This is a genomic window from Mycobacterium sp. Panama NTM2 (assembly GCF_054355555.1).
The window spans coordinates 2,432,327-2,445,880 of record NZ_CM135953.1; the positions used below are offsets into that span (position 1 = coordinate 2,432,327).

The window sequence follows — 13,554 nt, forward strand, 5'->3', positions numbered from 1 at the left end:
CCCCGCCTCGTATGACTCTGCCCCTGCTCGGTCCGACCTCGCTGTCGGGCTTCAAGCACCCGTGGTTCTTCCTGTTCCTGATCGCGGTCGCTGCGCTCGTCGCGCTCTACGTCGTCGTGCAGCGCCGCCGGCAGCGGCGGATGCTGCGGTTCGCCAACATGGAACTGCTCGAGACCGTGGCGCCCGCCAAGCCGCGGCGGTGGCGACACCTACCCGCGATCCTGCTGGTTCTCGCGCTGGTGTCGTTGACGACCGCGATGGCCGCGCCGACCAACGACGTGCGGATCCCCCGCAACCGGGCCGTGGTCATGCTGGTGATCGACGTGTCGCAGTCCATGCGCGCCACCGATGTGGCGCCCAGCCGCCTGATCGCCGCGCAGGAGGCGGCCAAGCAGTTCGCCGACCAGCTCACGCCAGGCATCAATCTCGGTCTGATCGCGTACGCGGGCACCGCGACTGTCCTGGTGTCGCCGTCGGTCAACCGGGAGGCGGCCAAGAGCGCGATCGACCGGCTGCAGCTCGCCGATCGCACCGCGACCGGTGAGGGCATCTTCACCGCGCTGCAGGCCATTGCGACCGTCGGCGCGGTCCTCGGCGGTGGGGACGGCCCGCCGCCGGCGCGGATCGTGCTGATGTCGGACGGCAAGGAGACCGTGCCGTCGAACCCGGATGCGCCCAAGGGCGCCTACACGGCTGCGCGCACCGCCAAGGACCAGGGTGTCCCGATCTCGACGGTGTCGTTCGGCACCCCGTACGGCTACGTCGAGATCAACGATCAGCGCCAGCCCGTTCCGGTCGACGACGAGATGCTGGCCAAGATCGGTGAGCTCTCCGGGGGCGACTCCTACACCGCATCCACGCTGGAGCAGCTCAAGGGCGTGTTCACCAACCTCCAGGAACAGATCGGCTACGAGACCGTCAAGGGCGACGCGAGTGTCGGCTGGCTCCGGATCGGGGCGCTGATCCTGGCCGTCGCCGCGCTGGCGGCGCTGCTGCTGAATCGGAGGCTGCCGGGATGACCCTTCCCCTCCTGGGCCCCTTGTCGTTGACGGGTTTCCAGCACCTGTGGTGGTTGGTGTTCTTCCTGATCGTCGCCGCCGCCCTCGTCGGGCTGTACGTGCTGATGCAGATGTCGGCGCGCAAGCGGCTGGAGCGGTTCGCCAACACCGATCTGCTCGACAGCGTGTCCCCGCGGCGCCTGGGCCGCCGCCGACACGTGGCGCCCGCGCTGATGGCGGTCGCGCTGCTGGTGTTCGCGATCGCGCTGGCGGGCCCCACCCAGGACGAACGGATCCCGCGCAACCGTGCGGTGGTGATGCTGGTGATCGACGTGTCCCAGTCGATGATGGCCAACGACGTCGAACCCAACCGCCTGGCCGCCGCGCAGGCGGCATCGAAGAAGTTCGTCGACGAGCTCACCCCCGGCATCAACCTCGGCGTGATCTCCTACGCGGGCACCGCGACGGTGCTGGTCTCGCCGACGACCAACCGGGACGCCAGCAAGCGGGCGATCGACAGCCTCCAGGTGGCCGACCGGACCGCTACGGGCGAGGCCATCCTCACGGCGCTGACGGCGATCAACACCGTCGGCGCGGTGATCGGTGGCGGCGACGCGCCGCCGCCGGCCCACATCGTGTTGTTCTCCGACGGCAAGGAGACGGTGCCGGCGAACCCGGACAATCCGAAGGGCGCCTTCACCGCCGCCCGTGCCTCCAAGGATCAGGGCGTGCCGATCTCCACGATCGCGTTCGGCACGCCCAGCGGTTCGGTCGAGGTCAACGGCGAGCGCGTCGACGTCCCCGTCGACGACGACATGCTCAAGAAGATCGCCTCGCTCTCCGGCGGCGACTCCTACACCGCGTCGAATCTGGACGAGCTGAACCGGGTGTACACCACGCTGCAGGAGCAGATCGGCTACGAAACCACCCGCGGCGACGCCTCGGCCGGATGGCTCCGGCTGGGCACGTTGCTGGCGGCCGCCGCCGCGGTGTGCGCGCTGCTGATCAACCGCAGGATGCCTCTCTGAGCGACGCGCGGCGCCGGAGCCGATTTCGAGGTCGAGCCGGCCAGGCACTAGGTTGACGATCATGGCGAGCACTCGAGGAGCGAACAGGTGAGCGACAACGGCCGTCCCGCATTCGTGTCCCGCTCGGTCCTCGTGACCGGCGGAAACCGGGGGATCGGTCTGGCCATCGCGCAGCGGCTTGCCGCCGACGGGCACAAGGTCGCGGTCACCCATCGCGGCTCCGGCGCACCCGAGGGCCTGTTCGCCGTCGAGTGCGACGTCACCGACAGCGCGGCCGTCGACCGGGCCTTCACCGAGGTCGAGGAGCATCAGGGGCCGGTCGAGGTCCTCGTCTCCAATGCGGGCATCTCCAAGGACGCGTTCCTGATGCGGATGACCGAGGAGCGGTTCACCGAGGTCATCGACGCGAACCTGACCGGAGCGTTCCGGGTGGTGCAGCGCGCGTCGCGAAGCATGCAGCGCAACCGATTCGGACGCATCATCTTCATCGGGTCGGTGTCGGGTATGTGGGGGATCGGCAACCAGGCCAACTATGCGGCCGCCAAAGCCGGCCTGATCGGTATGGCGCGGTCGATCTCCCGGGAGCTGTCCAAGGCCGGCGTCACGGCCAACGTCGTCGCGCCCGGCTTCATCGACACCGACATGACACGCGCGCTCGACGACCGCATCCAGAAAGGCGCGCTGGAGTTCGTGCCGGCCAAACGGATCGGCACCGCCGCCGAGGTCGCCGGCGCCGTGAGCTTCCTGGCGTCCGAGGACGCGAGCTACATCGCCGGCGCGGTGATCCCGGTCGACGGCGGCATGGGTATGGGCCACTAGAACAGAAGAGGAAGACAACCATGGCAGGACTTCTAGAGGGCAAGCGGATCCTCGTCACCGGCATCATCACCGACAGCTCGATTGCGTTCTACATCGCCAAGGTCGCCCAGGAGGCGGGCGCGGAACTGGTGCTCACCGGCTTCGACCGGATGAAGCTGATCCGCCGCATCGCCGACCGGCTGCCGAACCCGGCGCCCTTGATCGAGCTCGACGTGCAGAACTCCGAGCATCTCGACACGCTCGCCGACCGGATCACCGCCGAGATCGGTGACGGCAACAAGATCGACGGCGTGGTGCACTCCATCGGCTTCATGCCGCAGACCGGCATGGGCATCAACCCGTTCTTCGACGCGCCCTACGAAGACGTCGCCAAGGGCATCCACATCTCCGCGTACTCGTATGCGTCGCTCGCCAAGGCCGTGTTGCCGATCATGAATCCGGGCGGCGGCATCGTGGGCATGGACTTCGACCCGACTCGGGCGATGCCGGCCTACAACTGGATGACGGTCGCCAAGAGTGCGCTGGAATCGGTGAACCGCTTCGTCGCCCGCGAGGCCGGCAAGGTCGGCGTGCGCTCCAATCTGGTTGCCGCAGGCCCGATCCGGACCCTGGCGATGAGCGCGATCGTCGGCGGCGCGCTCGGCGAGGAGGCCGGCGCGCAGATGCAGCTCCTCGAGGAGGGCTGGGATCAGCGGGCGCCGCTGGGCTGGAACATGAAGGACCCGACGCCGGTCGCCAAAACGGTGTGCGCGCTGCTGTCCGACTGGTTGCCGGCGACGACGGGGACGATCATCTTCGCCGACGGCGGGGCGAGCACCCAGCTGCTGTGACGGGACACCGCCATGTTTGACGCGCTGCTCCTGCTCTCCTTCGGGGGTCCGGAAGGCCCCGACCAGGTGATGCCGTTCCTGGAGAACGTCACTCGGGGCCGCGGCATCCCGCGGGGGCGGCTGGCCAGCGTCGCCGAGCACTACCTGCATTTCGGTGGGGTGTCGCCGATCAACGGCATCAACCGGGATCTGATCACCGCGATCGAGGCCGAGCTCGCCCGGCGCGGCACGGACGTCCCGGTCTACTTCGGCAACCGCAACTGGCACCCGTTCGTCGAAGACACCGTTGCACAGATGCGCGACAACGGAATTCGCCGTGCTGCGGTGTTCTCCACCTCGGCTTGGGGTGGCTACTCCGGCTGCACCCAGTACCAGGAGGACATCGCCCGCGCCCGCGCCGCCGCCGGCCCGGAAGCGCCGCAGCTGACCAAGCTGCGTCAGTACTTCGACCATCCGCTGCTGGTCGAGATGTTCGCCGACGCGATCCGCGACGCCGCCGCCACGCTGCCCGGGGAACTGCGGGACGACGCGCGTCTGGTGTTCACCGCGCACTCGATTCCGCTGCGCGCGGCCAACCGATGCGGCCCGGATCTCTACGAACGCCAGGTCGATTACGCCTCTCGGTTGATCGCGGCCGCCGCCGGCTACGCCGATTTCGACCAGGTGTGGCAGTCGCGCTCGGGCCCACCGCAGGTGCCGTGGCTGGAACCCGATGTCGGCGACCACCTCGACAGCCTGGCGCAGGCCGGCACGAAGGCCGTGATTGTCTGCCCGGTCGGCTTCGTCGCCGATCACATCGAGGTCGTGTGGGACCTCGACAGCGAACTGGCGGAGCAGGCCGACGCGGCCGGGATCGCGCTGGCGCGGGCCACGACACCCAACAGCAGTCCGCGATTCGCGCGCCTGGCGGTCGATCTGATGGACGAGGTGGTTCGCGGCCTGCCTGCCGCACGTGTCGAGGGGCCCGACCCGGTGCCGGGGTACGGGTGCAGCGTCAACGGCGCACTGTGCACGCCGAACTGCAGTAGTTCCTAGGGTCGCCAGGCCGACTGCAGGATCGCGTCGACGGCGGCCAGTCGCGCCGAGCGGACCACCGCGGTCAGCGGACGCAGGGCATCGGTGGCCAACTGGACCTCCGACGAACTCTGCCCGATGGGAAGCAACCCGGAGCTGACGGTGATGATCGCATCGACGTGTGCCGCATTCTCCAGCACCCGGACCGCCCGCTCGGGTGCGTGGTCCGGAATACGGTGCGCGCGTGTGGATTCGAGCACCTGCTCGACGAGGCGACGCGGATCGGCGACGTCGGCGCCCGTCGCTCCGGCGCGGAGCGACACAAGGGCGTCGGCGGCCGACCGGACGGCGTCACGCAGGGTGTACTCGGCCTCGCCGAGGTCGGTGTGCGAGCTCATCGGCGCACGGTCGAGCGAGTAGACGGTCCAGGACAGGCCGCACAACTCGGGCTCGAACTCGTCCTCGTCGACCGAGTCGGTGTACTCGTCGAGGTACTCGAAGTCGGGCACCACACCGATCGCAGCGCGGGCGTCACCGACGATGATCGCCTCGCCGACGGCGATGGCGTCGCGGCCGAACTGGGTGCCCGGCGGCAAGCCCCGGACGTCCCCGGGCACCGGCAGGGCCAGCGCTATCGCGGGCTGAGCGCTCGCGGGCCGGGCCACCGTCCGCATCGTCTGCAGCAGCGACATGACGCCCGCATTGTCCAGATCCGGCCACGGCAGCCCGGTGCGATCGGCGGCCACGGAATCGTAGGCGGTGACCGAATGGGATTGCGTCCATTGGGATAACGCGTCCAACACGTCGTCGGGCGCGGCGACACCGGCCAGCCAGGAGTTGGCCCACACGGACAGCGAAACACTGGGACACCACATGATGGCTGCAGTGTAGTTGTTAGCAGCTTCTGTAGCCGGTTGCGCGTTAGTCTTTTGGTATGCCCGTACCGCTGATCTGGCTGATCGCAGCACTGGCGTTGGCCGGCGCCGAAGCGCTGACGGGTGATCTGTTCCTGTTGATGCTCAGCGGCGGCGCGCTGGCCGCCGCGGGGTCGAGCTGGCTGCTGGACTGGCCGGTGTGGGCCGACGGGCTGGTTTTCCTCGTGGTGTCGGTGCTGCTGCTGGTGGGGGTCCGCCCGGCGCTGCGCCGCCGCATGCACGCGGGCACGGGACTGCCGGAACCGGTCAGGGCTCTCGAGGGCAGGAGCGCGCTGGTGCTCGACCGGGTCGCTCGGGACGCCGGGCAGGTGAAGCTGGCCGGCGAGGTCTGGACGGCCCGGCCCTACAACGAGAACGATGTCTATGAACCCGGCGACCAGGTGACCGTCGTGCACATCGACGGCGCCACCGCGGTCGTGTCCAAGATCGCTTGAGAAGGAGTCACAGTGGACGGTGCGATTGCAGGTCTGGTTCTCCTCGCGGTGCTGGTGGTGTTCGCGATCATCATCGTCGCGAAGTCGGTCGCGCTGATCCCGCAGGCCGAGGCCGCGGTGATCGAGCGATTGGGCCGATACAGCAAGACGGTGTCGGGGCAGCTGACGTTGCTGCTGCCGTTCGTGGACAAGATCCGCGCCCGGGTCGATCTGCGGGAGCGCGTCGTCTCGTTCCCGCCGCAGCCGGTGATCACCGAGGACAACTTGACGGTCAACATCGACACGGTGGTGTACTTCCAGGTCACCAACCCCCAGGCCGCCGTCTATCAGATCAGCAACTACATCGTCGGCGTCGAGCAGCTGACCACGACGACACTGCGTAACGTCGTCGGCGGGATGACGCTGGAGCAGACGCTGACCTCGCGTGACTCGATCAACGGTCAGTTGCGCGGCGTTCTCGACGAGGCCACCGGCCGGTGGGGGCTGCGCGTCGCCCGCGTCGAACTGCGCAGCATCGATCCGCCGCCGTCGATCCAGGACTCGATGGAGAAGCAGATGCGCGCCGACCGGGAGAAGCGCGCGATGATCCTGACCGCCGAGGGCAATCGGGAGGCGTCGATCAAGCAGGCCGAAGGGCAGAAGCAGGCGCAGATCCTCGCCGCCGAGGGTGCCAAGCAGGCCGCGATCCTGGCCGCCGAGGCCGACCGGCAGTCCCGCATGCTGCGCGCGCAGGGTGAACGCGCCGCGCAGTACCTGCAGGCGCAGGGTCAGGCCAAGGCAATCGAGAAGACGTTCGCCGCGATCAAGGCGGGCCGGCCCACCCCCGAGCTGCTGGCCTACCAGTACCTGCAGACGCTGCCGCTGATGGCCAAGGGGGAGGCGAACAAGGTCTGGGTGGTGCCCAGCGACTTCGGGTCGGCGCTGCAAGGGTTCACGAAGCTGCTCGGCGCCCCCGGCGACGACGGTGTGTTCCGCTACCAGCCCTCGCCGGTGGAGGACGACCTGGCCAAGCCGGAGGATGACTCTGCCGAGGTGGCGGAGTGGTTCAACACCCAGACCGACCCGGAGATCGCGCAGGCGGTGGCCCAGGCGGTCGCCGAGGCGCGCACCCCGGTCGCGGGCTCGCTCGGCGCCGGGCCGCAGTATCCGCCGCTGTCGCAACAGACGCAGCCCCCGGCCACCGATTACACCCAGCAGGCGGCGCCGCGGCACGGCGCGGGCGACCAGTGACCGCGGCGGCGGTGCTGCACTCGCGGCGGGCCTATGCCGTCCTGGCGGCGCTGCAGGCCGGTGACGCCGTGGCCTGCATCGGCCCGATCGCGCCCGTGCGTGCGGCCCTCGACGCGGTGGGCCTGCCCGAGAACGTGCGGCCCGTGCTGCCGATCGTCAAGGCCGCGTCCGCGGTGGGGCTGCTGTCGGTGTACCGGTTCCCTGCGCTGGCCAGGCTGACGACGTTCATGTTGACGGTGTACTTCACGCTGGCGGTCGGTGCCCACGTCCGGGCGAAGGACTGGAGTCCGGGGCTGGCGGCGGCGTCGTCGTTTCTCGTGCTGTTCGGGGCGATGACGGTGCAGGGTCCGCCGCCCGCCGATGGGACCGCACCTCGAAGATGAGGCCGGCCACCCCGAGTGCGGCCGTACTCAACGACACCACGAACAGCAGCGGGCTGACGTTGCCGGTCAACGCGTCGCCGAGCACGACGACCGCGGCGGTGCCTGGCAGCAGGCCTGCGATGGTGGCCAGGGTGTAGGGCAGCAGGCGCACCGCGGAGGCTCCCGCTGCGTAGTTCAGCACCGAGAACGGCACGGCCGGGATCATCCGCATGGCCATCACTGCGACCCAGCCGCGCTCGCGCAGCCGCGCGTCGAGCGCGTCGACCTTCGGGTGGCTGACCAGCGTGGCCAGCTGCCAGCCGGCGGCACGTACCAGCGCCACGGCGAGTACGGCGCTGAGCGTGCTCGCCACGACGGCCAACGGGATGCCGAGATAGGGCCCGAACAGCAGGCCTGCGGCGAGGGTGAACGCCGTGCGGGGGAACGGGAACACCGTCACCACCACGTGGGCGGCCAGAAACGCCAGCGGGAACCAGGCGCCGAGGGAGGTGGCCCAGTCGCGCAGTTGCACGGCGGTGGGTAGCGGTACCAGCAGCACGACTGCGACGAGGATCACACCGGTGCCGATCATCGCCAGCAGCCGGGTCCGAGGCATCGCCCGCAGCGTGGCGAGCACGGTCGCCGGCACGGTGCGCAGCGCGCTGACGACGGGTTTCACGGCTTTCCACCCTACGGGTAGGGCGGTGATCACCTCTCGGCACCGACGTGAGGAACATCATTTAGCCTGATGGCTGTGCAGACAACGGGCGATGTCGACCGATGGCGTTCTGCGGTGGCGAGTGTGCTGGCGAAGTCCAGCGGCCGCGATCCGGCCGAGTTGGGTGCTGAGCCGGAGCGGGTGCTCGACTCGGACACCTACGAGGGCTTCCCGATCCGTCCGCTCTACACCGAGGCCGACGAGCTGCCCGAACCCGCGCTGCCGGGGCGCTGGCCGTACGTCCGAGGCGGTGACGCGCTGCGCGACGTCAAGTCGGGCTGGAAGGTCGCCGAGGTGTTCCCGGCTGACGGATCCAGTGACGACGAGGTCAACGGTGCGATCCTGCTCGCGTTGACCGAAGGCGTCAGCGCGCTGTCGCTGCGCGTGGGCCGCGCAGACTCAGGCCAGGGGGGAATCGACCCGGCCGATCTGGCCCGCGTGCTCGCCGGCGTCTACCTGGATCTGGTGCCGATCGTCGTGGAGGTCGCCGGCGCCGGGCCGGTGTACCGCACCACCGCCGAGACGCTGCTCGGGATGCTGGCCGACCTCGACGAGGACCAGCGGTCCCGCCTGTCGGTGGACCTCGGTGGTGATCCGCTGCTCGCGCCGCTGGCTGATCGCGCGGCGCCCACCCTGGCGGAGGTGACCGCTGTCGCGCAGGCCGCGGCACAGGATTTCGACGGGCACGTGCGCGCGGTCACCGTCGACGGACCGGCCCTGCACGACCTCGGCGCCAACGCGTCCTGGGAGCTCGGTGCCGCGATCGGTGCGGGCGTGGCCTACCTGCGGGCACTGCTCGACGCCGGCCTGCCCGTCGCGACCGCGCTGCGCCAGATCTCCTTCCGTGTCGCCGCCGACGACGACCAGTTCATGACGATCGCCAAACTCCGTGCGGTGCGGCAACTCTGGGCTCGCGTGGCCGCGGTGGCCGGCGCGCCCGAGGCCGGGGCCGCCACGGTCCACGCGATCACCTCGCTGCCGATGATGGCGCAGCGTGACCCCTGGGTGAACATGTTGCGCACCACGGTCGCGGCGTTCGGAGCCGGCGTCGGGGGAGCGGACACCGTGCTGGTGCACCCGTTCGACGTCGCGATCGACGGCGGATACCCCGGTACGGCGCGGACGTTCGCACGGCGCATCGCCCGCAACACCCAGTTGCTGTTGCTCGAGGAATCACACCTCGGGCGCGTCCTCGACCCGGCCGGCGGCTCGTGGTTCGTGGAGGACCTCACCCGAAGCGTGGCCGAGTCGGCCTGGCGCGCCTTCCAGGAGATCGAAGCCGGTGGCGGTTTCGAGGCGGCACGCGACCACGTGCGCGCCCGCATCGCCGAGGTCGCCCAGCGGCGTGACGTCGACATCGCCCATCGGCGCACCGCGGTCACCGGCGTCAACGAGTTCCCCAATCTCGCCGAAATGCCGCTCCCGCAAGGCAATCCGTTGCCGACCGTGCACCGCTACGCAGCGCACTTCGAGGCGCTGCGGGACCGCTCCGATGCGTTCCTGGCTCGCACCGGGGCCCGGCCCGCCGCAGTGCTGCTCCCGCTGGGCCCGCTGGCCGAACACAACATCCGCACCACGTTCGCGGCGAACCTGCTCGCAGCCGGCGGCATCGACGCAGTGAATCCCGGGCCGGTCACCGCCGATGGGGTGGCCGCCGCGATCGCCGCGGCGGGCTCCACCGAGGTCGCGATTCTGTGCGGTACCGACGCCCGATACGGGCAGGAGGTGGCCGACGCGGTGGCCGCCGCTCGCGCCGCTGGGGTGCGCCACATTCTGATGGCGGGCCCGGAGAAGGCGGTCGCCGATGCCGACATCAAACCCGACGGCTACGTCACGGCCAAGATCGACGCGGTGTCCGTTCTGTCGGATCTGCTGACCCGATTGGGGGCATGAAGGTGACCGCTACTGAACCCCGCACAGCCATCGAGAGTTTCGCCGATGTTCCCTTGCACGCCGACGGTGACGCCGCCGCGCCGACGCGCGACCAGGTGACCGAAGCGGCTGTCGCGGCGGCGCAGGCGCACGGGTACACGGCCGATCAACTGGACTGGGCCACCCCGGAGGGCATCGACGTCAAGCCCGTCTACATCGCCGCCGACCGAGATGACGTCGTCGCTGCGGGATACCCGCTCGGCAGCCTGCCGGGCCTGCCGCCGTTCGTCCGCGGTCCTTACCCGACGATGTATGTCAACCAGCCCTGGACCATACGGCAGTACGCAGGGTTCTCCACCGCCGCCGAATCGAACGCGTTCTATCGCCGCAACCTCGCCGCGGGCCAGAAGGGTCTGTCGGTGGCCTTCGACCTGGCCACCCACCGCGGGTACGACTCCGACCACCCGCGGGTGGCCGGTGACGTCGGGATGGCCGGCGTGGCCATCGATTCCATCCTCGACATGCGCCAGCTGTTCGACGGCATCGACCTGGGTTCGGTGTCGGTGTCGATGACGATGAACGGCGCTGTGTTGCCGATCCTCGCCCTCTATGTGGTGGCCGCCGAAGAGCAGGGTGTGCCGCCGGAGAAGCTCGCCGGGACCATCCAGAACGACATCCTCAAGGAGTTCATGGTCCGCAACACCTACATCTACCCGCCGAAGCCGTCGATGCGGATCATCTCCGACATCTTCGGCTACACCAGCGTGAAAATGCCCAAGTTCAACAGCATTTCGATCTCGGGCTACCACATCCAGGAAGCGGGTGCCACCGCCGATCTCGAGCTGGCCTACACCTTGGCCGACGGCGTCGAGTACATCAAGGCGGGCCTCGACGCCGGGCTGGACATCGACTCCTTCGCGCCGCGGCTGTCCTTCTTCTGGGGCATCGGAATGAACTTCTTCATGGAGGTCGCCAAGCTGCGCGCCGGGCGGCTGCTGTGGAGCGAGCTGGTCGCCCAGTTCGAACCTCGGAACCCGAAATCCCTGTCGCTGCGTACTCATTCGCAGACCTCCGGCTGGTCGCTGACCGCCCAGGATCCGTTCAACAACGTCGCCCGCACCTGCGTGGAGGCGATGGCGGCCACCCAGGGACACACCCAGTCGCTGCACACCAACGCCCTCGACGAGGCACTGGCGCTGCCCACCGACTTCTCGGCCCGCATCGCGCGCAACACCCAGCTGCTGCTGGCCCAGGAGTCGGGAACCACCCGGCCGATCGATCCCTGGGGCGGCTCGTACTACGTGGAGTGGCTCACCCACCAGCTCGCCGAGAAGGCTCGCGAGCACATCCGCGAGGTCGCCGAGCATGGCGGCATGGCGCAGGCGATCGACGAGGGCATCCCGAAATTGCGCATCGAGGAGGCCGCCGCGCGTACCCAGGCCCGCATCGACTCGGGTCAGCAGACGGTGATCGGGGTCAACCGCTACCAGGTCGACGAGGACCACGAGATCGAGGTCCTCAAGGTCGAGAACAGCAGGGTGCGCGCGGAGCAGATCGCCAAACTCGAGTCGTTGCGCGCCGAACGCGACAACGCGGCCACGCAGGCTGCGCTCGACGAATTGTCCCGGGCCGCAGCGGCTTCCGGTCGCGCCGGCGAGGACGGGTTGGGCAACAACCTGATGGCGCTGGCGATCGCCGCCGCGCGCGCCAAGGCGACGGTCGGGGAGATCTCCGATGCGCTGGAGAAGGTGTACGGGCGGCACCAGGCCGAGATCCGGACGATCGCCGGGGTGTACCGGGACGAGGTGGGCATGGCCAGCAATGTCAGCAGCGCCACCGAGCTGGTGACCAGGTTCGCCGAGGCCGACGGCCGCCGGCCCCGCATCCTGGTGGCGAAGATGGGCCAGGACGGTCACGACCGCGGGCAGAAGGTGATCGCGACGGCGTTCGCCGACATCGGTTTCGACGTCGACGTCGGGTCGCTGTTCTCCACGCCGGACGAGGTGGCACGCCAGGCTGCCGACAACGACGTGCACGTGGTCGGAGTGTCGTCGCTGGCGGCGGGACATCTCACGCTGGTGCCCGCCCTGCGCGATGCGCTGGCCGAGGTCGGTCGGCCCGACATCATGATCGTCGTCGGCGGCGTCATCCCGCCCGGCGATTTCGACGAGCTCTACGCCGCCGGTGCCACGGCGATCTTCCCGCCGGGCACCGTGATCGCCGACGCCGCGATCGGGTTGTTGACCAAGCTCGCCGAGCGCCTCGGGTACGACCTCTCGTAGATGAGCTCACCCGTCGAACTCGCTGCGGCGCTGCGCGGCGGTGACCGCTCCGCACTCGCGCGGGCGATCACGCTGGTCGAGTCGACCCGCGCCGATCATCGCGAGCGCGCCCAGGAGCTGCTGCTCGAGCTGATGCCCGATGCCGGCAGCGCTCTGCACGTCGGCATCACCGGTGTGCCCGGCGTGGGCAAGTCGACGACCATCGAAGCGCTGGGCATGTACCTGATCGAGCAGGGCCATCGCGTCGCGGTGCTGGCCGTCGATCCGTCGTCGACCCGGACGGGCGGCTCGATTCTCGGCGACAAGACCCGGATGGCGCGGCTGGCTGTGCACCCGGACGCCTACATCCGCCCGTCGCCGACCTCAGGAACGCTCGGCGGCGTCGCGAAGGCCACCCGCGAGACCATCGTGCTGCTGGAGGCGGCCGGCTACGACGTGATCCTGGTGGAGACCGTCGGCGTCGGGCAGTCCGAGGTGACCGTCGCCAACATGGTGGATACGTTCGTGTTCCTGACGCTGGCCCGCACCGGCGATTCGCTACAGGGCATCAAGAAGGGGGTTCTGGAGCTCGCCGACGTCGTCGTGGTGAACAAGGCCGACGGCGAACACGCGGTCGAGGCGAAAGCCGCCGCGCGTGAGCTCGCAGGCGCGATCCGTCTGCTCTACCCCCGCGAAACCCTGTGGCGACCGCCGGTTCTCACCATGAGCGCACTGGAAGGCACAGGGCTGCAGGAGATGTGGGCGACGGTGCTGCGGCACCGGGATGTGCTGACCGAGGCGGGGGAGTTCGAGGCCCGGCGGCGCACTCAGCAGGTGGAATGGACCTGGTCGATGGTGCGCGACGCCGTACTCGACCGGGTGTTGTCGCACCCCGGGGTGCGCGAGATCCGGGCCGACGTGGAGCGCGCCGTGCGCGACGGCGAGCTGACGCCGACGCTTGCTGCCCAGCAGATCCTGGACGCCGCAGAGCGCCCGGCAAATCCTTAGCCTAACGAATCGGTAACTCTGCACCGCTTTGCCGCGGCGAGGCGT

General features: G+C 69.5%; 12 protein-coding genes and 1 pseudogene. 11 read left to right on the plus strand and 2 right to left on the minus strand.

The annotated features are described in order from the left end of the window. Nucleotides 1–11: 11 nt before the first annotated feature. The 5 genes from ACXYX3_RS11665 (at nt 12) to ACXYX3_RS11685 (ending at nt 4,710) form a co-directional block, all read left to right on the plus strand. Complete coding sequence (locus ACXYX3_RS11665; RefSeq protein ID WP_241203701.1) at nt 12–1,019, plus strand: VWA domain-containing protein; 1,008 nt, start codon at nt 12–14, stop codon at nt 1,017–1,019. Beyond that, complete coding sequence (locus tag ACXYX3_RS11670; RefSeq protein ID WP_241203700.1) at nt 1,016–2,026, plus strand: VWA domain-containing protein; 1,011 nt, start codon at nt 1,016–1,018, stop codon at nt 2,024–2,026. Before ACXYX3_RS11665 ends, ACXYX3_RS11670 begins: the two co-directional genes overlap by 4 nt. 87 nt (nt 2,027–2,113) lie before the next feature. Then, nucleotides 2,114–2,845: a 3-oxoacyl-ACP reductase FabG1 gene (gene fabG1 / locus ACXYX3_RS11675; protein WP_241203699.1), complete on the plus strand. Its 732-nt coding sequence runs from the start codon at nt 2,114–2,116 to the stop codon at nt 2,843–2,845. A 20-nt stretch (nt 2,846–2,865) separates the two neighbouring features. Beyond that, on the plus strand, nt 2,866–3,675 hold the full coding sequence (inhA, locus tag ACXYX3_RS11680; RefSeq protein ID WP_241203698.1) for an NADH-dependent enoyl-ACP reductase InhA: 810 nt from the start codon (nt 2,866–2,868) through the stop codon (nt 3,673–3,675). Between the two features lie 12 nt (nt 3,676–3,687). Continuing rightward, entirely contained in the window at nt 3,688–4,710 is a 1,023-nt protein-coding gene (locus ACXYX3_RS11685) for a ferrochelatase (RefSeq protein ID WP_458611778.1), read from the plus strand. On the opposite strand, the gene ACXYX3_RS11690 is transcribed toward ACXYX3_RS11685, so the two are convergent. Next, nucleotides 4,707–5,564, minus strand: a complete 858-nt coding sequence (locus ACXYX3_RS11690; protein WP_458611779.1) for a hypothetical protein — start codon at nt 5,562–5,564, stop codon at nt 4,707–4,709. The two genes, ACXYX3_RS11685 and ACXYX3_RS11690, sit on opposite strands and share 4 nt — an antisense overlap. Before the next feature lie 59 nt (nt 5,565–5,623). Between ACXYX3_RS11690 and ACXYX3_RS11695 the strand changes: the two genes are divergently transcribed. From ACXYX3_RS11695 to ACXYX3_RS11705, 3 genes and pseudogenes are all read left to right on the plus strand, one after another. Continuing rightward, nucleotides 5,624–6,058 carry an NfeD family protein gene (locus ACXYX3_RS11695; protein WP_458611780.1) on the plus strand — a complete coding sequence of 145 codons (435 nt, stop codon included), beginning with the start codon at nt 5,624–5,626 and terminating at the stop codon, nt 6,056–6,058. 12 nt (nt 6,059–6,070) lie between these two features. Then, the gene (locus tag ACXYX3_RS11700) at nt 6,071–7,288 is read left to right on the plus strand and encodes an SPFH domain-containing protein (protein WP_241203694.1); all 1,218 of its coding nucleotides are present in this window, start codon (nt 6,071–6,073) and stop codon (nt 7,286–7,288) included. Continuing rightward, nucleotides 7,285–7,638, plus strand: a pseudogene (locus ACXYX3_RS11705) (DoxX family protein); the annotation flags it as partial. The gene ACXYX3_RS11700 and the pseudogene ACXYX3_RS11705, both read left to right, overlap by 4 nt. On the opposite strand, the gene ACXYX3_RS11710 reads toward ACXYX3_RS11705, so the two are convergent. Then, the gene (locus ACXYX3_RS11710) at nt 7,532–8,266 is read right to left on the minus strand and encodes a TVP38/TMEM64 family protein (RefSeq protein ID WP_458612057.1); all 735 of its coding nucleotides are present in this window, start codon (nt 8,264–8,266) and stop codon (nt 7,532–7,534) included. The pseudogene ACXYX3_RS11705 and the gene ACXYX3_RS11710 sit on opposite strands and share 107 nt — an antisense overlap. Nucleotides 8,267–8,398: 132 nt before the next feature. Between ACXYX3_RS11710 and mutA the strand changes: the two genes are divergently transcribed. From mutA to meaB, 3 genes are read left to right on the plus strand one after another with little or no spacing between them, the layout of a single operon-like run. Then, a complete protein-coding gene (mutA, locus tag ACXYX3_RS11715) occupies nt 8,399–10,261 on the plus strand; it encodes a methylmalonyl-CoA mutase small subunit (RefSeq protein WP_458611781.1) in 1,863 nt (620 codons plus the stop codon). Continuing rightward, the gene (gene scpA / locus ACXYX3_RS11720; protein WP_458611782.1) at nt 10,258–12,522 is read left to right on the plus strand and encodes a methylmalonyl-CoA mutase; all 2,265 of its coding nucleotides are present in this window, start codon (nt 10,258–10,260) and stop codon (nt 12,520–12,522) included. The genes mutA and scpA overlap by 4 nt, the downstream gene beginning before the upstream one ends. After that, a complete protein-coding gene (gene meaB, locus ACXYX3_RS11725; protein WP_458611783.1) occupies nt 12,523–13,509 on the plus strand; it encodes a methylmalonyl Co-A mutase-associated GTPase MeaB in 987 nt (328 codons plus the stop codon). Nucleotides 13,510–13,554: the final 45 nt, after the last annotated feature.